34 protein-coding genes are annotated in these 20,631 nt (G+C 50.1%); 2 read left to right on the top strand and 32 right to left on the bottom strand.

Annotated elements, in window-relative coordinates:
* The 32 genes from ACYVBJ_RS14665 to ACYVBJ_RS14820 form a co-directional block, all read right to left on the bottom strand.
* Entirely contained in the window at window positions 1-708 is a 708-nt protein-coding gene (locus tag ACYVBJ_RS14665) for an HK97 family phage prohead protease (protein ID WP_460983058.1), read from the bottom strand.
* A gap of 81 nt (window positions 709-789) precedes the next feature.
* On the bottom strand, window positions 790-1,029 hold the full coding sequence (locus ACYVBJ_RS14670) for a hypothetical protein (RefSeq protein ID WP_460983059.1): 240 nt from the start codon (window positions 1,027-1,029) through the stop codon (window positions 790-792).
* 56 nt (window positions 1,030-1,085) lie between these two features.
* Complete coding sequence (locus ACYVBJ_RS14675; RefSeq protein ID WP_460983060.1) at window positions 1,086-1,322, bottom strand: hypothetical protein; 237 nt, start codon at window positions 1,320-1,322, stop codon at window positions 1,086-1,088.
* Window positions 1,294-2,850 carry a phage minor head protein gene (locus ACYVBJ_RS14680; protein ID WP_460983061.1) on the bottom strand — a complete coding sequence of 519 codons (1,557 nt, stop codon included), beginning with the start codon at window positions 2,848-2,850 and terminating at the stop codon, window positions 1,294-1,296. Before ACYVBJ_RS14680 ends, ACYVBJ_RS14675 begins: the two co-directional genes overlap by 29 nt.
* Window positions 2,850-3,056 (bottom strand): hypothetical protein, encoded by a 207-nt coding sequence (locus tag ACYVBJ_RS14685; protein ID WP_460983062.1) that lies wholly within the window; start codon window positions 3,054-3,056, stop codon window positions 2,850-2,852. Before ACYVBJ_RS14685 ends, ACYVBJ_RS14680 begins: the two co-directional genes overlap by 1 nt.
* Window positions 3,053-3,211 (bottom strand): hypothetical protein, encoded by a 159-nt coding sequence (locus ACYVBJ_RS14690; protein WP_460983063.1) that lies wholly within the window; start codon window positions 3,209-3,211, stop codon window positions 3,053-3,055. Before ACYVBJ_RS14690 ends, ACYVBJ_RS14685 begins: the two co-directional genes overlap by 4 nt.
* On the bottom strand, window positions 3,192-3,410 hold the full coding sequence (locus ACYVBJ_RS14695) for a hypothetical protein (protein ID WP_460983064.1): 219 nt from the start codon (window positions 3,408-3,410) through the stop codon (window positions 3,192-3,194). Before ACYVBJ_RS14695 ends, ACYVBJ_RS14690 begins: the two co-directional genes overlap by 20 nt.
* A gap of 7 nt (window positions 3,411-3,417) precedes the next feature.
* Window positions 3,418-3,714 carry a hypothetical protein gene (locus ACYVBJ_RS14700; protein ID WP_460983065.1) on the bottom strand — a complete coding sequence of 99 codons (297 nt, stop codon included), beginning with the start codon at window positions 3,712-3,714 and terminating at the stop codon, window positions 3,418-3,420.
* Window positions 3,715-3,761: 47 nt separating this feature from the next.
* Window positions 3,762-4,007 (bottom strand): hypothetical protein, encoded by a 246-nt coding sequence (locus tag ACYVBJ_RS14705; RefSeq protein WP_460983066.1) that lies wholly within the window; start codon window positions 4,005-4,007, stop codon window positions 3,762-3,764.
* An 11-nt stretch (window positions 4,008-4,018) separates the two neighbouring features.
* Window positions 4,019-5,395 (bottom strand): phage portal protein, encoded by a 1,377-nt coding sequence (locus ACYVBJ_RS14710; RefSeq protein ID WP_460983067.1) that lies wholly within the window; start codon window positions 5,393-5,395, stop codon window positions 4,019-4,021.
* Window positions 5,396-5,408: 13 nt separating this feature from the next.
* Window positions 5,409-6,911, bottom strand: a complete 1,503-nt coding sequence (locus ACYVBJ_RS14715) for a terminase large subunit domain-containing protein (RefSeq protein WP_460983068.1) — start codon at window positions 6,909-6,911, stop codon at window positions 5,409-5,411.
* Entirely contained in the window at window positions 6,904-7,203 is a 300-nt protein-coding gene (locus ACYVBJ_RS14720) for a hypothetical protein (RefSeq protein WP_460983069.1), read from the bottom strand. Before ACYVBJ_RS14720 ends, ACYVBJ_RS14715 begins: the two co-directional genes overlap by 8 nt.
* Entirely contained in the window at window positions 7,193-7,696 is a 504-nt protein-coding gene (locus ACYVBJ_RS14725; RefSeq protein WP_460983070.1) for a terminase small subunit, read from the bottom strand. The genes ACYVBJ_RS14720 and ACYVBJ_RS14725 overlap by 11 nt, the downstream gene beginning before the upstream one ends.
* A 25-nt stretch (window positions 7,697-7,721) precedes the next feature.
* Window positions 7,722-8,072 (bottom strand): LytTR family transcriptional regulator DNA-binding domain-containing protein, encoded by a 351-nt coding sequence (locus ACYVBJ_RS14730; protein ID WP_460983071.1) that lies wholly within the window; start codon window positions 8,070-8,072, stop codon window positions 7,722-7,724.
* Between the two features lie 19 nt (window positions 8,073-8,091).
* Complete coding sequence (locus ACYVBJ_RS14735; protein WP_460983072.1) at window positions 8,092-8,505, bottom strand: hypothetical protein; 414 nt, start codon at window positions 8,503-8,505, stop codon at window positions 8,092-8,094.
* A gap of 251 nt (window positions 8,506-8,756) precedes the next feature.
* Window positions 8,757-8,975, bottom strand: coding sequence for a DUF3310 domain-containing protein (locus ACYVBJ_RS14740; RefSeq protein ID WP_460983073.1), 219 nt, complete (start codon window positions 8,973-8,975; stop codon window positions 8,757-8,759).
* A complete protein-coding gene (locus ACYVBJ_RS14745; protein ID WP_460983074.1) occupies window positions 8,968-9,432 on the bottom strand; it encodes a pyrophosphohydrolase domain-containing protein in 465 nt (154 codons plus the stop codon). Before ACYVBJ_RS14745 ends, ACYVBJ_RS14740 begins: the two co-directional genes overlap by 8 nt.
* Window positions 9,429-10,094: an FAD-dependent thymidylate synthase gene (gene thyX, locus ACYVBJ_RS14750; RefSeq protein WP_460983075.1), complete on the bottom strand. Its 666-nt coding sequence runs from the start codon at window positions 10,092-10,094 to the stop codon at window positions 9,429-9,431. Before thyX ends, ACYVBJ_RS14745 begins: the two co-directional genes overlap by 4 nt.
* A gap of 11 nt (window positions 10,095-10,105) precedes the next feature.
* Window positions 10,106-12,331, bottom strand: a complete 2,226-nt coding sequence (locus ACYVBJ_RS14755; protein WP_460983076.1) for a VapE domain-containing protein — start codon at window positions 12,329-12,331, stop codon at window positions 10,106-10,108.
* 13 nt (window positions 12,332-12,344) lie between these two features.
* Window positions 12,345-13,895 carry a DEAD/DEAH box helicase gene (locus ACYVBJ_RS14760; RefSeq protein ID WP_460983077.1) on the bottom strand — a complete coding sequence of 517 codons (1,551 nt, stop codon included), beginning with the start codon at window positions 13,893-13,895 and terminating at the stop codon, window positions 12,345-12,347.
* Window positions 13,892-14,047, bottom strand: coding sequence for a hypothetical protein (locus tag ACYVBJ_RS14765; protein WP_460983078.1), 156 nt, complete (start codon window positions 14,045-14,047; stop codon window positions 13,892-13,894). The genes ACYVBJ_RS14760 and ACYVBJ_RS14765 overlap by 4 nt, the downstream gene beginning before the upstream one ends.
* A complete protein-coding gene (locus tag ACYVBJ_RS14770) occupies window positions 14,044-14,223 on the bottom strand; it encodes a hypothetical protein (RefSeq protein ID WP_460983079.1) in 180 nt (59 codons plus the stop codon). The genes ACYVBJ_RS14765 and ACYVBJ_RS14770 overlap by 4 nt, the downstream gene beginning before the upstream one ends.
* A complete protein-coding gene (locus ACYVBJ_RS14775; protein ID WP_460983080.1) occupies window positions 14,220-15,014 on the bottom strand; it encodes a hypothetical protein in 795 nt (264 codons plus the stop codon). The genes ACYVBJ_RS14770 and ACYVBJ_RS14775 overlap by 4 nt, the downstream gene beginning before the upstream one ends.
* Before the next feature lie 13 nt (window positions 15,015-15,027).
* Window positions 15,028-15,429, bottom strand: coding sequence for a hypothetical protein (locus ACYVBJ_RS14780; protein ID WP_460983081.1), 402 nt, complete (start codon window positions 15,427-15,429; stop codon window positions 15,028-15,030).
* Window positions 15,423-16,205 carry a hypothetical protein gene (locus ACYVBJ_RS14785; protein ID WP_460983082.1) on the bottom strand — a complete coding sequence of 261 codons (783 nt, stop codon included), beginning with the start codon at window positions 16,203-16,205 and terminating at the stop codon, window positions 15,423-15,425. Before ACYVBJ_RS14785 ends, ACYVBJ_RS14780 begins: the two co-directional genes overlap by 7 nt.
* Before the next feature lie 99 nt (window positions 16,206-16,304).
* Entirely contained in the window at window positions 16,305-16,466 is a 162-nt protein-coding gene (locus ACYVBJ_RS14790; protein ID WP_460983083.1) for a hypothetical protein, read from the bottom strand.
* The gene (bet, locus tag ACYVBJ_RS14795) at window positions 16,459-17,433 is read right to left on the bottom strand and encodes a phage recombination protein Bet (protein WP_460983084.1); all 975 of its coding nucleotides are present in this window, start codon (window positions 17,431-17,433) and stop codon (window positions 16,459-16,461) included. Before bet ends, ACYVBJ_RS14790 begins: the two co-directional genes overlap by 8 nt.
* 4 nt (window positions 17,434-17,437) lie before the next feature.
* Complete coding sequence (locus tag ACYVBJ_RS14800; protein WP_460983085.1) at window positions 17,438-17,563, bottom strand: hypothetical protein; 126 nt, start codon at window positions 17,561-17,563, stop codon at window positions 17,438-17,440.
* Window positions 17,564-17,660: 97 nt separating this feature from the next.
* Window positions 17,661-18,143, bottom strand: a complete 483-nt coding sequence (locus ACYVBJ_RS14805; RefSeq protein WP_460983086.1) for a hypothetical protein — start codon at window positions 18,141-18,143, stop codon at window positions 17,661-17,663.
* Window positions 18,143-18,334, bottom strand: coding sequence for a hypothetical protein (locus tag ACYVBJ_RS14810; protein WP_460983087.1), 192 nt, complete (start codon window positions 18,332-18,334; stop codon window positions 18,143-18,145). The genes ACYVBJ_RS14805 and ACYVBJ_RS14810 overlap by 1 nt, the downstream gene beginning before the upstream one ends.
* A gap of 136 nt (window positions 18,335-18,470) precedes the next feature.
* Entirely contained in the window at window positions 18,471-18,779 is a 309-nt protein-coding gene (locus tag ACYVBJ_RS14815; protein WP_460983088.1) for a hypothetical protein, read from the bottom strand.
* A 70-nt stretch (window positions 18,780-18,849) separates the two neighbouring features.
* Window positions 18,850-19,074 (bottom strand): hypothetical protein, encoded by a 225-nt coding sequence (locus ACYVBJ_RS14820; protein ID WP_460983089.1) that lies wholly within the window; start codon window positions 19,072-19,074, stop codon window positions 18,850-18,852.
* Window positions 19,075-19,190: 116 nt separating this feature from the next.
* On the opposite strand from ACYVBJ_RS14820, the gene ACYVBJ_RS14825 reads away from it, so the two are divergent.
* Together ACYVBJ_RS14825 and ACYVBJ_RS14830 are read left to right on the top strand one after the other, a co-directional pair.
* A complete protein-coding gene (locus ACYVBJ_RS14825) occupies window positions 19,191-20,012 on the top strand; it encodes a S24 family peptidase (RefSeq protein WP_460983090.1) in 822 nt (273 codons plus the stop codon).
* Window positions 20,013-20,095: 83 nt separating this feature from the next.
* On the top strand, window positions 20,096-20,581 hold the full coding sequence (locus tag ACYVBJ_RS14830; RefSeq protein ID WP_460983091.1) for a hypothetical protein: 486 nt from the start codon (window positions 20,096-20,098) through the stop codon (window positions 20,579-20,581).
* The last annotated feature ends 50 nt before the right edge of the window (window positions 20,582-20,631 follow it).

Genomic DNA, 20,631 nt, shown 5'->3' on the forward strand with positions numbered 1-20,631 from the left:
TTAATTGAGAATAAACTTAGACTTCAGCCGATCGCAGAAAGCCGTGTAATCGTCCGGCTCAGTGGTGCGGGACTGATCAGATTTCCCGTCCGGCTGAGTGGTGCGAATGGTTTTAAGCTGCGCTTGCAGAAGGGTAAACTTTTGATCGATGACCTTGAAGGTTTCATCGGTAAACGAGCCACCGCTGAGGGCTTTTTCCAGCAAACCCAATGTGTGCAGAATATCGGTCTCGGACTTGATACCCGTCAGCGGTGTATTCGGATTGGCTCCAAAGAATTGAAGGGAAGATCCTTCGTAGAGCTTGATTTCGAGGATTTCATACGCACCGGCAACTTTGTCGTAGTTGCCCTTCATCACGCTATAGCCAATGGAGTGCTCCGTGATCAGGCCGGATTCGGCCATCTTCAAAAAGTCGACGCCAAGTGCGTGGGTGCCAATCTGGGATTCGTAGTAGAGACCTTTCGAATCCTCTTTTAGGACCAGTAGCCGACCAATACTCTGATTGGAACGGTGGTCAAGCAAGTGTTTGATGCGCGGCTGAGCGGACGTCGGCCCAGACTCAGCAATGGTTTTGGCGAACGCTCCCTGGCGAATGATATCCCCATCGGAGTCCTTATTACCAAACGCCGAAAAGTAACCGGTAACGATGCCCTTCTTCGGGTCAGCGTCTTTAATTAATCCAGGCGCATCAGTTAGCTTGTACTTCACGGTAGGTACGGAATCCTAAGTTGCCGTGAAGTTGCGCTAGCCGCTAACGGTTATGTATATACGTCTATGTGGTTACAGAAATTATTTACGCCTAAATTGAGCTTTGGCGTTAAAGAAGGATTCACGATCGGCATAGCGCCGACGGCTGAACAGCTGGAAGTACTGGGTCTCGGTCGCTTCATAAGCAACGCCTGGCTGATTGTCGTATTCCTTCAAATTGTCTTCGTAGACGGCCATAAAACCAGCTACGGTCTGAAAGTACAGGCAGAAGTCGACAAGCTCACGAGCTGCGGCATCAAGGGGGAAAACAGGAAGGTTCATCGTTACAGTGAGTACGCCTTCAAGATAAGCACGTAACTACACTGTTGTGTAACTTCTTAGGCAACGTCCGCTGTGGGCTGGGGAATCGGCAGGTCGGGGTGAAACTCGGCCACAAATTCAGGATCGGCAGGTTCAAACACATAGTCTCCGGTCTGATCGGGCAATACGGAGAAATGTTCCCGCTCTCCGGTGATAACCGAACGCGGAATCCCATTTGGAAACGCATGACATTCCATCTCATCGCCTTTGGGCTGGACGGTGTGCTTACATAAAAAGCAGACTACGTTTACCATATTTTCGTTTGGCAGCTAGTCGCTGACGTTTTCTGTTTAACCGATCGATGCGCTTACCTATAACACCATTTATGTACTCAAGGTGCGTTTTGTACACCTTTAACAACTCATCGGGGATCATGGTTTGATGACCCGTAAAGTACATCGCTGAGAGCTCACACCAGGTTTCAATCTTTGGCGACATCGCATAGAAGGAAATCTGTTTGGTCAGCTCACTCACTTTGGTTTTACCAAGCGCGTCTAAGGCTACATTAAAATTAGTTGTCGTAAACTCATAATCCAACTGATGACCAAACTCATGCGCTACGGTCATCTCCAGGCTAGGCAAAGAAGGGTCTAAAGCCGTCGTTCTTCGTTTTATGCCCGGTGACAAAACGAGGTTAGACGCGGCCTTCGCCACGTATTTGTCTTCTAAAGCACGAGTGCCATAAATCGCTTTTTCGAGGTGCATACCCGTCTTTCCCATGTTGTACGTACTGGCCCCCATGTTGCCTCTCAATCCTTTCATGCTGAATGCGCCAACCTTAAACCCGATCTGATCCAGCCGCAACTCTTTATAGATTTTGTCTAGTTGCGCGTTGACCCGGTTAGCCTGTTCAGGGGACAAGCCTTTATAGCTAACCTCTTTAAAGAACCGTTTGGCATACTCCTCAGCTTCAGCAACAGATTCAGCGGGTGTGAACTCCGCATCACCCTCAGAGCCGCTTGCGTCTCCTACCCCTGCCATGTAATCCGTACGTTCATAGGGTACGTACGCCACAGTGCAGCGACAGTTGATAACATTGGCTGAACCACCGGCCGGATCACCAGGATAGCGCATCCGTCGACCTCCCACCACAAACAGCTCATCCTTAGGTATAGCCTTCCTGCCCAGCATTGCCCGGTGTGCATCCCGAGTACGGCCATCACCGGTAGCGATCCAGATTTTAGACAGCTTGAGACTCGTACTCATGGCCCCCGCTTCGTGTCCTGCATTGGCAGCCCTGGTGGTTTCGGTTCGCGCAATCAGTAGCGCCCTTGTTCTGGCTCCTTTACCTCCAAGTGCCCCTTGAATACGTCGGGCTGTAGCGCGGACGTCTAATCGTTCCAGATTAGCCTGCTGTAATATCCGTCGGATCTGCCCGCGGGTGGATTCCGCAATCTGGCCAATACGGGAAGCGGTTTCAGCGCTGTTGAGCATCCGGGCCGTGGTGTTCTGCCATACTTGCGAGAAAAACCCCGCTTCGACGGTAAGTGTCTGCTCACGTTGCACACTGAACACCTCACTGATCCGGTCGAACTCACGACGGGCCGCTTCGGGCATCGTATGCTGATAGATTTGGCTCAAGAGGTTGCGGATGCCTTGATACGATACGATGCTGTTGAGTACGACATCCGATTGCTCGATACGTTCTTCAGCTATGTTTTCAATGACCTGCTCAGCAACACGCCCTAGCCACGCACGAACAAGCCGGTACGCTCTACGCTGATGGCGACGAAACCAGCGCAGGTAGGAACGGGCATAGCGGAGCTGCTGAGGGAGTTTCATTAGCTATTCAACCATTTATGGTATTTCACCCAACGGTTGAGCTTTCGCTGAACACGACGGTGGAACATCCATTTAGACAGTTTATCGAACCGAAACACGATCAGGATTCGGTAGAGGAGCCAGTTTGCCGCTTCGTATTCAGCAATGATTTGAGCCATAGCCTCCCCATGTGCTGTGTTGATCTCCTCAAGTGTGTAGAATTTCATGGCTGATTCAGGAAGGATTCAATCAGTGGCTTGTATTGCTGGTAAACCTTCTTTTTGTGATGCGGAGGAAACAGCACTACTCGTTTCTTACCATCAATTTCGATCACTTGGCCAATAGCTGCTTTCGGGTCGTGATTAAACAGTCTCTTTTCCATTGCGCTTGAAAGGTTGAGCGTTCGTACCACAATAGGCTAGGGCACGACTAGCCGCCCGATCAGGATTGATGCGTTTGTCTAACACCTTGACGGCTTTCTTGCCGGGTGTCAGGGCGAAGGTTCGGGTTTCACAGTAGAGGTCAATCAGACCCTCCTGAAAGGTTTCCCGCTGTGGCTTATTGAATTGTGTTTGGTCCATTGGTTTATCAGCGTTTCAAGTTTTCGGTTGAGTCGAGCGGAATCCAACGCTCACGTACTAGCTCAATCTGCCTTTGTAGGTGCTGAAACTCTCTGTGACGGCGCTCAATCTCCTCATCAGTGAGACCCGGCTCTATCCGTAGCCCATCCTGTTGACGCATTAAGTCTCGAATGATGTTATCAATCATCTCATTGTGACTGATAATACCCCAGAACCGCATACGTTTAGCCTCTACCGAATCTTCATTAACATACACCATAGGCTCAGGAGCGGGAGCGGTGGCCCAATCAAGAACGCGAGGCACTGCCCAAAACATCAGCAGTAGCAGTAGTACTGCATAGATAATTCCTCTCATAGTCGTTTTTGGGGTTGTGAGTAACGAGACCGGCGCGACTGGTTGACTGGCCTTTCGGCTGGGGCAATTACCCCTAAACGAGTTGCAAACTCTTTGGCAGATAACAGATCCTGCGAACCTGAATACAGCTTCTCCATTCGGCTGATCAGCCCCTTAGATGTGATACCTAACACGCCCGCGACTTTAGCGATACGTTGTGGACAGACCCGCTGTCCGGCAACGACTAACACTTGCTTTACCATCTATATACGTTTTAATCTTCCCCCTCTACATCATCGTCCTCACCGTCCATATTCTCAAAGTCGGTGATCGGAACCCGGCCACTGGGGACCATTGGCACACCCATTAGCGGATGTGGATGCGGCTCATACCCGAACGCTTCTAACCGCTGGTTTTCCGTCAACGCCAGCTTGCTGAGGTAGTCCGCTTTCTTGTTCTGGTCATCCTGCAACTCGTGGAAGAAGTCCAGATCAGGCTCCATATAGAACTGCTCACGGTCGGTATTATACGAGCCTACAAAAAAGCTGTTGAGCTTATCATAGTGCAGCATCAGATCCGGCACCACGCCATCAGTAATCGAATACTTACGCGCTTCAGTTAGGTTGTTATACGTCGACTGCTTACCAGCACTCAGTGCTTCCTTGCGTACGTGATACACGCCACACGTCTTTTCGAGCATGGCGTCATAACTCTCAATGATGTTCAGATCAACCGGTGATGCACCAATGTCTAAGCCATCCAGGGCGACCGTATTAGCGATAACTTTATTAAAGCTACCCTTGGCCAGCTTCTTGTCGAGATCATCCTGAACCTGTTTGACCTGCTCAATGTCGAACTCATCCAACGTAGCGCCATCTTTGGGGAACACCAGCTTACGTGGGCCACGATTCTGAAAGGCTTCCGTCTCAGCTTCATTGGCGTACTTGTGTTTGGTCAGCACAGACAACCGCAGAGGTTCCAGGATGGACAGCCCCCACTGAGGAAGGTTTTTGATCTCAGCCAGTGGGTTGAACCGCTTCATGTGCAAGACCTTTTCTGCAGGTACCGCATCTTTGACCGACATCACCCGGTATTGCGTTGGCGGCTTCATATACCCGAAGCCTTCCACCATCATGCCGTATTCCTGTAACCGCCACAGTTCTGATACCTGCCCTTTGTTGACACCCGCCGAGAGCTTATTGCCATACAGAAACGACGTACCCACAATATCATACATCGTCGATACCGCATACATCAGTTCAAAGCGGGTCTGCATCGGATTTGGGTTGTTGAACACGTCCAGAATCCTGTGACTGTCCACTGGTTCCAGGGCCTGCTCTTTATACTCTTTTGCTTTAAGCTTCGATTGGATATCGTCCTTACGTCGCACCTCCATGTACCGAGCAAACTTGGCTTTGTCTTTCACCCGAAACAGGACCGGAGGGCAGGCCGCTATCTTCTTCGCCTTCCAGTGCTGGACAGCATAGACGATATCGTTTTCCAGATAGGCGTTGATGTAGGTCAGCGCATCAGAAGGCAGTACCGATATGGTCTGACCGGTAAGCAGGTAGTTGAGCCGCCCCGAAGCCAGAGCAGGCACGACGCCAGGCGCCAGGGCCGCAGCGAGTTTAAGTCGGAATTTATCAAGCATCGTTACGGTGGGCCTAGCCAACAGCCCATTTTTTGGTTGGCTTCAATTCAAAGTATTCGCGCATCATGAACATATCCAGCATGTCAGGGCTCTGCCCACCCAGCTTGACCTTCATCTCATCTTTCTTGATGATCTTCAGCTTTCCGTCCAGATCCGCCTTATCCCGTTTGATCGCCTTCCGCTCATACATGAAGCGTTGACGAACCGTCATCTTCGTATCATACATGGCATTGGCCACCTCATAGGAGATGCTATAGCCACCTTTACGAACCCGCATACCTGACCGGTAATAACACTGGGCTTTCAGGTGCTCATAGTTCTCGACTTCTTTGGTGCCGGCATCGTTCTTGGCTTCCATGGGCGTAGCGCCGTTGTGGAATGCCTTGGCCCCACTGACAAATCCTTCGATAAAGCCACCAACCCCGTCATTATCATAGACAATATGGCGAGACTGCACCTTATGCTTTTTAGCCAGCTCTTTGATTCCATCAACGACTTCCTGCCCGTTCGACTTCGGCATGATCAGAATGTCGACCAGTTCAAAACCATACCAGACGCCAACAATGAACTTATCAGAGCCTTGCAGGGCAATGTCAGCCGTGATGTAGCGAGTTTCATCCTGATTCGAATACACGTTTTGGAACATGCCCAGAAAGGCCGGGTAATCGTAGATGTCCTTATCCGAGATTACAACCTTCCAGTTACCTTTCAGCAGCTGGAGCATGGTCTGTTCATCCTGTGACAGCAGGTTACCTAAGTAAGCCGGGTTTACGTTCAGTAGCTCCTTGTTGTCATAGATAGTGCCCGATATGAACGTAATAGACTTGACAAATTCGTGAGACTCTACTCCGGATGCAATCACGAGTTCTTCCAGCATGAACCAGGCTTTCTCAATCACCTCCCCGGCTGAATCCCCCCAGATATACTCATCACCATGCTTGATGAAGTAGCGAAGCACTCCTTCACGCTCTGGCATTGGAAAACCGGATTCCGGATCAATCCACCAATCAATAAGCTTGGCTACCCAGGACTCCGGATCAGGATTGCATGTAGCCCGAACGTATGGCTTTACCCCACAAGTAGACCGGTTCCGGGATAGCATGTAGAAGAACATCTTCTCGGTGAAGTGAGTCACCTCATCGAACATCAATAAGGGGACTTGTGACCCCTGCCAGTCGTAGATATCATTCTCGTGTTGCAGGTGTCGAAAGGATATTTTCGCCCCACTGGGGAATTGCCAGTCTAATACGGATTCACGCGGATGACCACCGGCCAGAGGAAACAGCTTCATGGACTCATCCCATAAGCCGCCCTGAGCGCGGATCTGTGGGCTGGTTCGACGAAAGCACACCGCCCCGAACTCTTTGTTGTTGACGTTACGTAAGGGCTCTAATAGCAGAGAGAACGTTTTGCCCACTCCAGCCGCTCCGCCACCAATGACGATATCAGCCGCTGAGCTGAGCGCCTTCATCTGGTAGCCATCCTGAGGCCGAATGTTGCGAACGGGCTTAGTCATTAGCGAACTGCTTCAATGAACCACAAAACCCACAGTCAACAGCCAACTCCAGCAATTCGCGATAACGCTGTTGCCATTGAGAAGCGGTGTACAACCGACCAAATACATGCCGAATCCCCTCTTCATCAAAATAAGCCAGTAATAGCGCTTTTGCGCCGAACCTGTCCATGAATGCCTTTACATGTTCCTCATCCGTAAGCTGATCAACGGGACACTTTCGGATTTCGTCAATCCGGCGAATGCCGCTTTCTGTATCAGTGGGATACTTATGCTTACGTTTCTTAGCGGCCATTGTCAGGCAGTTGAAAGATGGTTACGTTCGTCGTGTTATCACCTGCCCCTTTGATCTTGCCTTGCACCTCCAGTAGCTTGACAATCGCATCCTTTGCGTCGTGCAGTTCGATCTTTAGGGTTTGTTCGGTCCCAATCTCATTACCATCATGGTCACGGACAACAAACCGCTTCTGTTCGGCCTTTTTGATCAATCCAATAGCACGCCGGGCTTTTGCACTGGAGATGTCAAGTTTGTAGTGGTCGCCTTCCTTAGTCATGAAAGGCGAAAGGTCACCACGACCCATGTCGGTAAGCCTGCGAATTGCTTCAGCCGTTGACATGGCCTGTGCATCAAGTATCTGGCTTACAGCTTCTTTAATGTCAGGACGGGCTAGTAATTCGGAGGCAGTGACCTTAGCACGGGTTACAGAATATTTGGCTTCTCTAGCGGCCCTGGCTCCGTTCAGATGCTGACAATAGGCAGCAATGAACTTTTTTTCACGAGGGGTCAAGGTTACGTTATGTTACGGTAGGCGGCTAAGATACCGTCTCGGTCAGCAACTCGCTAGGACGTTGCCTAAGAAGTACCTGCGTGCTCTTTATCCGCCGTTTTGCCACCGGCAGTACGGTTGTATCTCGCATCGATACGGCCGCTGTATCCGGACCTGTTCGCTCAAAACAAACCACATGCGTACGGTTGACCGAAAACCGCTTATGAATCCGAATGAAGCCCACTAATGACTTATCGTAATAGCTAAGTGTTCGGGACGAGAGCCGACGGCTACCATCGGTCAGATAGAACCAGGTGTAGTTATCATCACCAGCCACGTATAGAATTGTGGCCAGGTCGACCGGTTTCTGATAAGATGAAATCATTACGGTGTTCATGAGTGAGTTGATAAGCGGGTTAAAGTGATCGAATTGCATTGATAGTTGCCTGGTACTGCTCCTCTGAGCGAATAATGACGTAAACAGCGCCCTCAGCTTCATTAGCGGCTTGAAACGCCTTCTGTTCGGGCTTCTGGCGATCAGAACCAACTTTGAACTCGAACAGATACAACACGCCTGCTTTGAGGTACTGAAGGTCGGCTCTGCCTTTCTTGACACCGATCGCTTTGTTGTGATTACCTCTGCGAACACCGACTGAGTTGTTCAGATTGGCATGGACCAGGTGACGGTCTTCCGGGAAGGTGTTGTGATGCCAGATATGACAAGCTGCCTGAAGAGCATCGTGGGTTAATTCAACATTCTCTTTTCCTTTCAGATTTCCGGTTACACTTCGTTGATTTTGAAGTGTAACCGATAAGTCGCTGTTATTCATAATGTTATAAGGCAGGTTACAGTTACACTTGAATTTGGCAAAAGTTTTTAAAAATCCACATGTGTTTAATGCGTAATAAAAGCGGGTATAATAAGTGTGTTAGTCTTGCATGTATTTTTTATAATAGTAAGTGTAGTAAGTGTAACTTTTAAAGTAATAGCTAGATTATCAGCGCATTATCCGGTTACACTTGGGGTTACACTTGGGGTTACACTTCGTCATTTTTCATGAAGTGTAACCCAGACATCTAGCTATACCTTAGATTCAATCCGCGCAATTTCCCGATCTAAATACCAACGAGCCTTTTTCAAATCCTCAATTGTTTTTGTGGGGTCCTTCTTACCAGCTCGTGAGATGTATTTCACAGTATTGCCCAGGCAAAAGCCTAGCTTCTTGTCCTCTATGAAGTCGATAACTTCAATGTTCCCGTCGGTGTAATGAGAAGGGCGATTGACCGGATCGTTAGGCATTGTCAATGATCTGTTTAAGAGCTGGCATCGAATACCCTAAAGCTTTCATGACTTTGCCGTCAGAGCTGCGCTTGACGATATAGAAGTTGCCTATCTGCTCATAATAGCAGTCGGTACCTACATCCTTAAGGGACTGAATTGTATCAAGGGCGTGTTGCTCATAAAGGCACGCTTTGCTCATGTTCGACCGATGGATCTCGGTACTGATAGCGTCTTTAACACCATGCAGCCCCGCATTCAAATAGAAGCCATCCAGTACGTACTGAATATCGCCTAAGCCGTCGGCTAGCTCGACCAAATCACCAGCTTCAGCAGCCTTTTGAAGTTCGTCTAACTCTTCACGGATGAAGTTGATACGAAACATGACCGTGGCCATATCTGGTATGCACGGAGCTGAAGCAATCGGATGATTAAATACTTCGTGGAATTCGGCAACCTGTTCGATTGAGGATTTCATAGGGCGATGGCTTTAGAGATGTTGGGAAATTGTTCAATGAAGATGCCGAGTACTGCGCAAGCCACCTGACGGTGTTCTAGCTGCGTATGCTGATCGGTACGGATTTGCAGGTAGTGAATCCACGAACGCACACTACCCTTCATGTAGATGGTCGTTTGCGTTGTCAGCGGCAACACCATACGAGCGACTTCTTTAGCTACACCTGCTGCTAACAGCCCTTTGTAAAGCCTTTGGCTGTCGATCAAGTAGCTGTTGATATAATCAGAGGCACCGCCTTCTAGGAATTCACCTTCAAAGATTCGAGGGTCAAATTCCTCAGTACTGCTTTGGCGATTGGTTGAACCCGCCTTACGTATCTGTACCGGCTCCATTTCAGTCACCTCAGCATATCGCTGGCTGAACTCCTGAAACGAGAAAGAGCGGTGACGTAAAATCTGAGCAGCAATAGCCCGACTGGTGACAATCTCAACGGTCATATCGACCATTTCAAACGGACTCCAGTGTTTATTCTTGACCAGATAGGCAATCAGCCGATCTGACGTTTCGGTATTAAGCTGATTGGATGGATTGCTGACACGAGCCGTATAGACAATCAGGTCTTCAGCAGTAAGCGGTTTCTCAGCGATCGCTGATTGAGTGAGGGATACTAGTTTTACATTCATATATGTAAAGATTAAAATGGTGCATGTTCAGTGTCCGACATAACGAGGTAGCCCCGTACTGACGAACCTTTGACTTTGCGGACTCCAGATTCAAAGCCAGCCTTTTTTAGCTCCTGTGCCAATCGTTTTATGCCGATCTTTTGTTGGGAGCATTTTTCCAGAAAAACCTTAATTTCGGTAGCGCTTAAAAACATTGAAGTCAGCGCATCCTGAGGGGTGGGCACTCGGTAGTAATGCTGAATTAATTCGCGCTCAATACAGATATCTTCAAACTCGGCTGTATTCTCATTGAGCTGTTTGATATCGTCGCTGGTCAGGTGATGGCGCTCTCCAGCCTGATAAGCATTGTAGACCTCCATTAACAAGTCCGTTTTGTCAATGGCATTGTAGGCATCAAAATCAAAGGAAGTAACCCGGACAGGTAGAATACGCCGGTTACCGGTTGGGTCATTTAAGATGTCGTCTTCGTTACTGGAGCCGCATAAAACTGCAATCCGGTTTAAGTCGACGTGAGCGCGGCCGTAAGGTTCACGCAGGCTAAACGTCTGTTTGGATGTCAGATTTTTAAACTTCTTGACATCGTGCTTATTCATGCCACCAAACTCATCATTAAATAGGATGAGTTTTTTACACATCAGAATCTCATCATCCTGCCCCTTCTCGAATTGCGTCTCTCCGTAATACGAGCGAAGCTGAGGAGGCAATAGCCGCCGAAACCATTCGGTCTTCCCGGCATTCTGTCCCCCGGTCATCACCAGCACTAGCGGGCTATGCTGACCGAGCATGGATGAGATGACTCCTAGTAGCCACTTACGTAAGTAGAAATAGACGTAGTCTGGAAAAAACTCACCGTGCCCAAAACCCATATTGCTATGAATGGTATCAGCCAGTTTGCGGATGTGCCCCTCAGATTGCCGGTCTTTATGCTCGTTGAAAAACCGAAGGAATGGATTGTAATTTGGGGTAAATGGCGATGCGATTAGCTTGGACACCATTTTGTCACTGACCTTATCACCAAGCACTTTGACCGCATGAACCCAGATGCCATTGTATTCTGTCTCTTCGTATACCTTGCCGTCCGGTGATTCACAATACCGGGTAATGCTGTTTCGAATCATCGGGTAGTTGTTCCGTAGAAACATCTCCAGCTGGTCGAACAGCGTTTCATCGGTCTTGAACTCTTCCCGGCATTCAAATACCTGTTTGACGATGGGCTCCGTCTCGGCTGGATCGAAGCCCTGCATCTTTTTTAACGTTTCCACCGTGCCGCCGATGGTGCCTCCCTGCTTTTTGTGAGCCGCGGCTATGCTGGTGACTTCCCGCGTGAAGGGCCGGGAGATGTCAAGCTGGGCTTCCTTGCAGAAGTAGTAGAACGTTTTGATGGTCACCTTCTGGGCACCGTAGCCCATGGCCGACTTCCACATGCGTTCCGTCTTCTTCTCGTCATACTCGGCATGGTTCTGACAGATGCGGTTGAAGTACGGCCAGCCCCCTTCCCCGAACTTATCGATCAGCGCAAAGCACACCTTCAGCCGCTGCTGATAATGCGGAGTAATGTCCACGCCGGAATCACACACCTGCTGAAAGACGAAGTCAAAGTCTTCGGGCGTGTCGATGAACGTTTCGGGAATGGGCTTACGCCTGGGCTCCTTCTTGGGGTACTCCTTAAAGACGGGCGGTACGACGTCTTTGATGCGGGCGTCGGGGTCCCAGCTCACGAAGCGAAGCCGGGAGATGTCCTTGCCCGAACTATCGAACTTCTCGAACAGACCGTACTTTTTGCCCAGGTACTCCTGAATGCCTAAGAAGCTTTCATCCCAGCGGCTGACATCGACGCGGAACAACAGACACAGTCCCTGCCCACCGATGGAGTCAAACACCGCGTAAACGTACGGGTCGACGGCCAGCATGGCTTTAACGGCCGCGCGGTCTTCGTCGAGGTGATCCAGATCGATCACCATCAGCATGGAGTAGGAGATTTCTCCGCCTTTCTTGCGATGGCTAAAGCGGGCACCGGGCGTAACACCCGGACCGTCCCGTTTTAGTTTTGAATACAGGTCTTTATTGCCAATGGCCAGGCGTACCTTCAGGACGTGATCCTGCCAGCGTCCCATTCGAATACCATCCAGCCAGTCACGGACGGTGATGGTATCCTGCGAGTCGTTATCCCCCCAGGCGTTTGTATAATACGAGATGTCAGCATCCTCAATGGCTAACTTTTCTTTCGCTGTCGTCATAGGTCAGTGGGTATTAGGCCATTGCTGGCTGCAACTTGAAATCAACACGCATGGCCCAGCCCCGCTTATAGCCTTTCAGCCGGGCGAACTCGAGTACTTCATCCCGGAAGGACTGTTCATCCTCATTGCGACCCCGAAGCACATGCAGTACCCAGCCGGGTTTGTAGTCCTTAGCCTCCGCCAGTGCCCACAGATCGTGAATGCTCATGCCCTTCCAGTCAGCGGGGCGGGCCTTCAGCAGCCGGTCCAGACCATCACTGACCAGTTCGAACTCCACCGCTTCCGCTTCGCCCCGTACGGGTTTGGGAAACTCGTAGCTACAGACCGGGCACACCTTGGCGGAGGCACTGGCCAGGGCTTCACAGGCCGGACACGAGCGCACGGGTGCCACATCTTTGTCAGCGGACTTTTTGCGCTTCTTACACCAGAGTTCGTCCCAGTCGACCGCCGACTCCCATAGGTCCAGCTCCTTATAGTTATCGCCCATGTCGAGCAGGATGAAGTGATCTTTGTCGGCATAGAGCCGCGAGCCCCTGCCTACCATTTGCAGCCATAAAGCTTTACTGGTGGTTGCCCGGTTGACGATCACCAGCCTGATACTGGGTTCGTCGAAGCCCGTGGTGGCAATGCCCACGTTGCAAAGCACAGCGATGTGACCGGTCTTGAACGCCCGGAAGATGGACGCCCGCTCATCGGGATCGGTCTTTCCGTCGACGTGCCGGGCCGCAATACCGGCATCGTTGAAGGCCTGACAGACCTGTTTGGAGTGTTCGACGTTGACGTTAAAGCAAATCGTCTTCAGGGGTTTTCCGTCGACGATGCCGTACTGCATGAACTTCTCAATCAGCCCACCATATACCTGACGACCCCCGAAGACGTCCATCTGGGATTCATCCGTATACTCACCTTTGTTGTCGGTCCTGAGCTTTGAGCGATCCACCTTCGCTGCGTAGGTGATCGCGGGCACCAGAAAGCCCTGATCAATAAGTTCGCTGATCTGAACAGGGCACACCAAAGCATCGTAGTAGTTCGACAAGGGGTCGTCTTTCTTAGTGCTGAGGGGGGTTGCCGTTGCCCCGACGATGTAGGGAGACAGTTTCTGATCGGAATAGAGTTGCAGAATCTTGCGGAAGTTTCCCCGGTGGGCTTCATCGATGATGATCAGGTTAAAGTTCAACAGCCAGTCCGTGGCCTGGGGGCCGTGGGCTAAGGCTTTCTTGAGCCGGTTGTAGTAGGTCTCGATCATGCCCACGTAGCATCGTGCGCGTTTACTGATCAGCCGGTTGTCGGCCGTGATGTGCTCGGGCCGGATGCCGAACTTGGTTAACGAGCCGCCCGCCTGGGTCAGCAGCTCCTCCCGATCGGTCAGGATCAGCACCCGCCCGGTCTGCTGGCCAGCGCTGTCTTTCTTGGTCAGGACCTGATGGGCCATGTAGGAAAAGCAGGCCGTTTTGCCGCCACCGGTCGGCAGACACAAAATCACTTTCCGGCGATTTGCCTGCCAGTGGGCACGGATGTCGTTAATCGCATCGGCCTGATACGGACGTAGGGTGATACCGCTCATAGGTCCACAAAGAATTGTTTGCCGCAGGTAGGGCATTTGTAGAGAATATACCGGTCGTGATAGTCCCGGAAGATTTCCGTCCTACGCGGATGCTTGCAGGTATAGTAGCGCCACCACAGGCGAAGCGAACGAAACCAGAGGGGTGTTTTCATGGACGAATACGTTTAGCCAGGTGGAGAAATGAAAGCAGGACAATGCCCACGCAGAAGCCAGCGACTGAGCTAAGCCGGTCGCGTCTATACGTTACAGGACCGCGCAGGTAGCGGCTGAGAATCAGGAAGAGAAGGCCAGTCAGGAAAACGAATAGGGAGTTGCCGTGTGGATTCATGGCAGTATCTCAGGAAAATTTTCAGAAATACGCCAGGTCAGCTGGCCAATCTTTTTATTCTGACGGTGCGCGTTCCAAGCTTTGATCGCTAAAGCCAGCCGCTCGGCCGCCGTGAAGTTGAACCGGCCATCGCGGGCCGACTCCAGTTTTTGCCGAAGCAGCAGGATAGGGTGTCCTTCGGTCAGGTTAATCCCCGTGCTCAGCTGGTGGAGGAAGCCCAGCGCGTCTTCTTCGCTATGCTTACCTAGTAAGTAATACAAGGCTGACCACTCACTTACGTTCAAGAGTTTTGACCGCCCCGCCATCCGGTAGCCCACCGTAACGGCGGGGTCAAGATGGTTAGCCGAAGCAAACTCCAGAATCTGCGCGTTCGTGGTCTGCCGGCCAACGTTGTTTAACTGAGCCATCACACCCCGCTGGTGGTAGATCAGCAGCTTAGCGGTTGCGGCCAAGGCGGCATGGCTCTTCATTCCTGCCGTGGCCAGCACATCCCCCGCCGACCGCATAGCACCGGTGTCGAGTACCGAAAAGATTTCATCCGGGCAGTTGCGGGCCACAAACAGGCTGACCGTTTGGTTGCTTTGAACAATGGCCATGAGCCGGTGTTGCCCATCGAGCAACCGGCCGCTGGTGCTGACCTTGATCGGATCACCCGTCACCTGCCAGGCGCCCGCTAAAATCTGATCGGCCAGAAACTTTACGTGTCGTTTGCGGAACGGTCGATTACTATGATTCCCCTCCAGCATAGCCGTGGCCACCTGAGGAGTTATTGATTCGAGTGCTAATTCCATTTGATTGGGTGAGTTAGGATTCGTAGAAGAGTTGTTTTAGCTGGTTCCAGGTGTAGCCCTGAAAGTCGGCCTGAGCGAGTAGTAGCGTCCAGCACATATCATATTGAGCTTGCCCCATCTGAGCCGATACCAGGTGATTCTGAATCTGCTCATACGCCTGATTGATTTGCCGAATCGAACGAGCGTACTTGATGTTATTCAGCAGGCCACGAAGACCGTCAATTTTAATCGGGCCGTACGAGCGGTATTCAACGTGCCAGCGGAGACCGAGTGAATACGCGTGCCGGAACAGGTGTTCGTAGCCGGTGTCGAACTCTTCCAGCGTAATGCCGCGCTTATAGAGCTGATTGATCAGGTCACGACGGGCGGCATTCATATCCAGCACCGTCTCGCAGTTCAATACAGAGGCTAGCATGATTGCGCCTTTTTAGCCCGCCAATTCCGTAGCTGATCCAGCTTCTTTTGATGCTCAACAGGCTCTGTCTTTAGGCGAGCCTTCCGCCTTTCCCAAGCGGCACGGTTACTTGCTTTTTGTTTGGCAGCCCATTCCGGATCCTGAATCAACCGAGCATAAATGGCCTTGCGCTTCAATCGTTCCTTCTCTTTGTGAGCCGCCCATTTTTCGGGATCTTCTTTCATACGAGCGTAGCGCTCTCGGGCTGTCACCCGACCTTGACTAAGCTTATGATTCCACCGCTCAGGATCGGCTTTTATCCGGGCATGCTTCCGTTTGTGCTTCTGTGCCAGCGTTTCTAAATAGTGGGCATACCGGACAGGATCACTCATCAACCGTTCCTTATATTCGGTAGACCTCTTCCGGAGCGTCGTTTTGCGATTTTGGCACGTCCTACAGAACGTGTTGAAATAGCGGACTGCGCCCCCGTGCGACTTTCTCATTGGAAAGCTATCCAAGCCTTTTTCACTGCCACAGTTTTTACAGATACGGGTCGTTTCCTCTATCCGCTTGTTCTTCAACGGCACATCATAGTAAGGCAAAAACATCGTCGCAAGTCGTGCCTCCGAGTAAGCCTGATCTAAGATTTTCTGCCTAAGCAGGGTAGGATCATTTTGGCGAACTAACAGGTAGGCGTTGGCAACTAAATCATGCGGACAAAGCGTCAAATCGGTACGTTTAGAGCGTAAGACAGCCGAAGCATAGGCCACCAGGCCACTATATTGTGCATTTGTCATAAAGCTTTCCCTTACCCCGGCCAGTCTGCCGGGTTGCTTAAGATTTTAATGATCAGAAACTCGTGCTTGCTGACCTCAGAGGAGAGGTCTTCGTAGGTTTTAGTCCAGCCATCCTGAACTGACGTAAGGCTTTCGCTCTATGAGCAACTGACCACTAGCTTTGATTGTCAGTCGGTGAAGAACACCCGTATCAGGATGTCGACCCGTGTAAACGCCCGGCTTGTGGAATGAAGAAGTGGCCGGGAGCTTACGCTTAGCCATTTTCGGCTAATGCTTCGGACATCTCTTCGTCAGTGGGTTGATTTGGCTCAGCCAGGTAGAACTTTTTAGAGTCCGGATCGTAGTCAACCCCGTTTTCGTAGGCCAATGCAACCAGCCCTTTAAAGATTTGAATCTTCTCTTTGCGCTCAATATTGGCGATCGCTCCCAAGGCCGCGGCTGCTACGTCGTAGGCGGTTGGATTGCCTACCCGATCAACGTCCTGCTGAATCTCACCTAAGCGCTTGTTCCACTCATCGAGTTGCCGTGCGGCTTCGGCCAATTCAAGTTTACTGGGCTTCTTGGGTGCTGGAGCCTGTTGCGACTGGGTGGGGTGCGCTTCCAAAGGAGCACCCGCCTGTTCCATGATCCGGTTGACGGCCTGCGTACCTTTACCTTCAGCCACAACCTCATGCTGTACGTCCTGAATGTTGACACCGAGTTCGTCATCGGTGTAAGGCATCCCGCCCAGCTCATCCGAAAACGCCATTCTGAAGGCCTGGGAGATAGCAACCTTACGAGTCATCAACCGCCGTTTCTCCCAAAACTTGGTGGGCCTGCCATCTTTCGTTCGCTGTACGCTTTCCTCGTACCAGGCCTCATGTTTGAAAGGCCGTTCCCAATCTTTACGCCAGATCGTTACTACGCACGACAGGCTATCCCCTTCACCGTGGAATTCCGCCTGCCAGCCATTGAGCTTACCCGAACGCTCAGCACGTTTGATGTATGTCTCATAGCCGACAATGATGCTGAATTGAGCATACTGACCTTCGCCATACTTAGTACAGTAAATCTCACGTTTGAACGGATTAAGCCCGTAGGCCTGAGCAATCTGAAGGAACTGAGCCTGCTCATTTTTGCTAAGCTTGTTCGCCAGCCCCATTGCTTCCAGGTAGGATGAAAGCGTATCAATGGTCAGAGGAGCTAGCTCAGTAGGTTGAGAATTCGTAGTGGTTACCTGTTGATTCATTACATTATCGGTTATAATTGGGTAAGTGGATACCGAATCGTTCGAGAAAGACCATCACGGCGAAAATCAGGATGGCCACGCAGAGGGCGGGGATGAGGTATTGAAATACCCAGGATTGGCGATCGTTCATGTCAGTAGCCAGTCGAGAAATACGCAGAACAGAACGGCCCCCGACAGCCAGATCAGCAGACCGATCAGTTCAGCGTAACGTAGAAATAAGCGTCTCATCAGAGGATAGTAGCCTGAATGGACTCCGAAGCTTTCCGCAAAGGCGGGTAAGCCAGATAGGTTTCGCCAGTAGTCGGATCAGTGACGCCAAGCCCCGATCGAGGGATCTTCTTTAACAATTCCTCATGCTCCTTCCGGCAAGCTTCGGCCTGCTTTACCCGTTCATCATAAAGCAGCCAGATAGAATCGTTAGAGTAGTCATAGCTAACGCCTGTTTCTTTGAGCACCAGCTTCACTCCGGATTTGGTTACAGGCTCACGCCCGTACTTTGCCAAATCCTGAATACCAGCAGCTTTGGCGGCTTTCTTGACCTCACCGGCGAAGTGTTCCAGCTTGGCGGCTAAGGCCAGCAGTGCCAGCGTATCTTCTCCGTTTTCCGCCACGTCAGCCACCGACACCGCAGCGAGTTCCGAAAGCTCTTTCTTGCTCCAACCGCTGATGTTGTTCAGCGTGAGCACCTGTGATACTGCATTGGTTTCCATCAGTTGCGTAGGTTAGCCAGTTGAAGTTCGTCCTCGAAGATCAGGGCGTCAGCGGCCAGCAGTCGGACAGTATTCCGGTAGCGATCAGAGCTAGGCGTATTTTCCTGAATCTTGCGGTACTGCTTTTGAACATGGATTTTTAATTCAAGCCCATGCCGAACTTGTTTCTTCCGTTTCTGTGTTTGTTCCATAATTATTAAGTGATTATAAGTTTGCACTGACCCGACCAATTGGCCGGGTTTTGTCTTTTTGGAAGAGAGAAGAAGGCCGGGACCAGTAGCCCCGGCGTTGCTTAACTTTTCCAATTCCTCCCTTAACGGGGTATCGTTAGCGACTATGGCGATGGACTTTTGCCGCAATCAGCCAATCGTCGATCTCTCCTTTTCGGTACCACACATCATTGCCGCGCTTGTAGTAGGGCAAGCCTCTTTTCCGGTAATAGAGCAGCGTATCCGAATCCCGTTTTAGGTAGGCGCAAGCATCCACCTCATTTAGGAGCTGGTTGCGCTCCGCTTCTTGAAGTGCCTTCGTTTCACGCTGAGCCAGGTCAGCCAGTTGCTCACTAGCCAGTTGCAGCGTTCGCTGTAACGACTCGACCAGATTGGCATCAAGGGCAATGAGTGTTGAAGCTGACATGAATAATTCTATTTATTGAATTTTATCAATCGTATAATTCAAAAAACTGAATCGTAAAGGCAAAAAAATATCAACCAGCTAAGCGCTGAAGACGATTCTCTTGCTTCTTTTTGGCGGTATCTACAGCGTCTTTAATTTCCTCAAGCGTATCAATCCTCGGCGTATTTGTTTCGCTTAACGTCTTGTGTACGAATTGAGTAGACTTCCGAAGGATCTTAGCAACAGTAGTATAGCCGCCGTCGAGGCTCTCAACGTCTAACCTGATCTTATCGCGAATACCGGTTATCCCTTGCATATACCGTTTAAATTTAGTTTATTAACTCTTGACAAAAGGTTGATACAAATATAAAGTAAATATTCAGAATATTGTTCAAAAAACTGAATTTATATTTTATACTGGATCAACACACCATGTTTACTACTGATTACTTGATAGTTATGGATGAATCGGCAAAACGTGTTCAAGTTTTGATGGCCGAGGACAATATTGAAAGTCAGAAAGATCTAGCCATAAAGCTGGATCGTGCACCTTCCCTTATTAGCGGTTATCTAAACTCCGACAAGCCGTTAACTGACACGTTTGTTAATCGCCTTCAAGATCGTTTAGGCTGGTCAGCCAGATGGATCCGTCATGGCGAAGGGCCAAAAAAGATTAATCAACAATTAAACAAAGAGCTTAGGTCTGGTAATCTGGCTGTACCGCTCAGGTTTATGGACGAAACCGAGGTCTCTCAAAATTCGTACGGCATGGAATTCAGAGACCTTGATAATGGCATGGTTTTGATGACTATGCCATTAGTAGATGAGATCGCTTACGCCAGTTATCCAAGGGGTTTTAAAGATCCTGAATTTCTTGTCGAACTGCCCAGATATTCGATTGTCCTGGCAAAACGGGAACAAGGTTTTTTTAGAGCATTCGAGGTCAGGGGAGATAGTATGGACGACGGCAGCTTTAATGCTATCTGTTTCGGGGATGTTGCCATCGGGAAGTTAATTGAGCCTGATTATTGGGATCAGAAACTCTACAGTAATGGGGGTACCGATTATATCATTGTTACTCACGAAGGAGTGATTTTAAAACGCATTATTAAGCACGATATAAAAGAAGGCATCATAACCTGTTCGTCAAAAAACCCCGATAAGAATGAGTACCCAAATTTTGAGGTAAGCCTAACTGAGGTGTATGAACTATATAAAATCCGAAAAGTAGACCGGGATTGGAACCGGAGATAAATTACTTTATGAAGAAACGTTACTCTGACGATCACCTATTCCGTACACCCCAAGAAAACAGAGCCAGGGAGGTACTTGGCTACATGAAGTACTGGCTTCCGATCGGACTGCTGCTTTGGTTACTTTCTCACCTATTTGGTGCCTGTAAAACTCAGCAACGTATACCGTACAATGCTGACCGTCTGGAGATCACTACCCCTTACCCAGATTCCGCACTTTATGAATCAACGCTTACTTTTCTTGATCAGGAAGGATACATTGTCAATAAGTCCGATAGCAAACGAGGCCAGATCGTTACGGATTACAAATCCATTACCAACACCTTGGTTGCCGTTCGGCTGATCATCAGCATTAAGGAAAGCAAAATATCATTCAGAGGTGAAGGTCAGGCCCAAGGGTTGGGGTATCGGGTGCAGAATCAGGAACTCAATTACGATCGACACGCAAACAATTTACAGAAGAAAGGCTTCCGAGTAATTGATGATGTGGCTAGGCGTTTGAGCCGTCGGTTACCTAAGTCAACGTACGTCTATGCCAACGGCAACATTATTTACACGGCTGGTAAATAAGACCATACATTAATCCCACTGGCTAACTATCCTAGCGGCTTAGTGGGCAA

It is taken from the genome of Spirosoma fluminis (assembly GCF_054778895.1).

Excerpts from the sequence above, each read along its gene's own strand:
- ACYVBJ_RS14670 (WP_460983059.1), bottom strand. The coding sequence starts at position 1,029 with ATGAACCTTCCTGTTTTCCCCCTTGATGCCGCAGCTCGTGAGCTTGTC.
- ACYVBJ_RS14675 (WP_460983060.1), bottom strand. The coding sequence starts at position 1,322 with ATGGTAAACGTAGTCTGCTTTTTATGTAAGCACACCGTCCAGCCCAAA.
- ACYVBJ_RS14680 (WP_460983061.1), bottom strand. The coding sequence starts at position 2,850 with ATGAAACTCCCTCAGCAGCTCCGCTATGCCCGTTCCTACCTGCGCTGG.
- ACYVBJ_RS14685 (WP_460983062.1), bottom strand. The coding sequence starts at position 3,056 with ATGAAATTCTACACACTTGAGGAGATCAACACAGCACATGGGGAGGCT.
- ACYVBJ_RS14690 (WP_460983063.1), bottom strand. The coding sequence starts at position 3,211 with ATGGAAAAGAGACTGTTTAATCACGACCCGAAAGCAGCTATTGGCCAA.
- ACYVBJ_RS14695 (WP_460983064.1), bottom strand. The coding sequence starts at position 3,410 with ATGGACCAAACACAATTCAATAAGCCACAGCGGGAAACCTTTCAGGAG.
- ACYVBJ_RS14705 (WP_460983066.1), bottom strand. The coding sequence starts at position 4,007 with ATGGTAAAGCAAGTGTTAGTCGTTGCCGGACAGCGGGTCTGTCCACAA.
- ACYVBJ_RS14710 (WP_460983067.1), bottom strand. The coding sequence starts at position 5,395 with ATGCTTGATAAATTCCGACTTAAACTCGCTGCGGCCCTGGCGCCTGGC.
- ACYVBJ_RS14715 (WP_460983068.1), bottom strand. The coding sequence starts at position 6,911 with ATGACTAAGCCCGTTCGCAACATTCGGCCTCAGGATGGCTACCAGATG.
- ACYVBJ_RS14720 (WP_460983069.1), bottom strand. The coding sequence starts at position 7,203 with ATGGCCGCTAAGAAACGTAAGCATAAGTATCCCACTGATACAGAAAGC.
- ACYVBJ_RS14730 (WP_460983071.1), bottom strand. The coding sequence starts at position 8,072 with ATGAACACCGTAATGATTTCATCTTATCAGAAACCGGTCGACCTGGCC.
- ACYVBJ_RS14735 (WP_460983072.1), bottom strand. The coding sequence starts at position 8,505 with ATGAATAACAGCGACTTATCGGTTACACTTCAAAATCAACGAAGTGTA.
- ACYVBJ_RS14740 (WP_460983073.1), bottom strand. The coding sequence starts at position 8,975 with ATGCCTAACGATCCGGTCAATCGCCCTTCTCATTACACCGACGGGAAC.
- ACYVBJ_RS14745 (WP_460983074.1), bottom strand. The coding sequence starts at position 9,432 with ATGAAATCCTCAATCGAACAGGTTGCCGAATTCCACGAAGTATTTAAT.
- thyX (WP_460983075.1), bottom strand. The coding sequence starts at position 10,094 with ATGAATGTAAAACTAGTATCCCTCACTCAATCAGCGATCGCTGAGAAA.
- ACYVBJ_RS14755 (WP_460983076.1), bottom strand. The coding sequence starts at position 12,331 with ATGACGACAGCGAAAGAAAAGTTAGCCATTGAGGATGCTGACATCTCG.
- ACYVBJ_RS14760 (WP_460983077.1), bottom strand. The coding sequence starts at position 13,895 with ATGAGCGGTATCACCCTACGTCCGTATCAGGCCGATGCGATTAACGAC.
- ACYVBJ_RS14765 (WP_460983078.1), bottom strand. The coding sequence starts at position 14,047 with ATGAAAACACCCCTCTGGTTTCGTTCGCTTCGCCTGTGGTGGCGCTAC.
- ACYVBJ_RS14770 (WP_460983079.1), bottom strand. The coding sequence starts at position 14,223 with ATGAATCCACACGGCAACTCCCTATTCGTTTTCCTGACTGGCCTTCTC.
- ACYVBJ_RS14775 (WP_460983080.1), bottom strand. The coding sequence starts at position 15,014 with ATGGAATTAGCACTCGAATCAATAACTCCTCAGGTGGCCACGGCTATG.
- ACYVBJ_RS14780 (WP_460983081.1), bottom strand. The coding sequence starts at position 15,429 with ATGCTAGCCTCTGTATTGAACTGCGAGACGGTGCTGGATATGAATGCC.
- ACYVBJ_RS14785 (WP_460983082.1), bottom strand. The coding sequence starts at position 16,205 with ATGACAAATGCACAATATAGTGGCCTGGTGGCCTATGCTTCGGCTGTC.
- ACYVBJ_RS14790 (WP_460983083.1), bottom strand. The coding sequence starts at position 16,466 with ATGGCTAAGCGTAAGCTCCCGGCCACTTCTTCATTCCACAAGCCGGGC.
- bet (WP_460983084.1), bottom strand. The coding sequence starts at position 17,433 with ATGAATCAACAGGTAACCACTACGAATTCTCAACCTACTGAGCTAGCT.
- ACYVBJ_RS14800 (WP_460983085.1), bottom strand. The coding sequence starts at position 17,563 with ATGAACGATCGCCAATCCTGGGTATTTCAATACCTCATCCCCGCCCTC.
- ACYVBJ_RS14805 (WP_460983086.1), bottom strand. The coding sequence starts at position 18,143 with ATGGAAACCAATGCAGTATCACAGGTGCTCACGCTGAACAACATCAGC.
- ACYVBJ_RS14810 (WP_460983087.1), bottom strand. The coding sequence starts at position 18,334 with ATGGAACAAACACAGAAACGGAAGAAACAAGTTCGGCATGGGCTTGAA.
- ACYVBJ_RS14815 (WP_460983088.1), bottom strand. The coding sequence starts at position 18,779 with ATGTCAGCTTCAACACTCATTGCCCTTGATGCCAATCTGGTCGAGTCG.
- ACYVBJ_RS14820 (WP_460983089.1), bottom strand. The coding sequence starts at position 19,074 with ATGCAAGGGATAACCGGTATTCGCGATAAGATCAGGTTAGACGTTGAG.
- ACYVBJ_RS14825 (WP_460983090.1), top strand. The coding sequence starts at position 19,191 with ATGTTTACTACTGATTACTTGATAGTTATGGATGAATCGGCAAAACGT.
- ACYVBJ_RS14830 (WP_460983091.1), top strand. The coding sequence starts at position 20,096 with ATGAAGTACTGGCTTCCGATCGGACTGCTGCTTTGGTTACTTTCTCAC.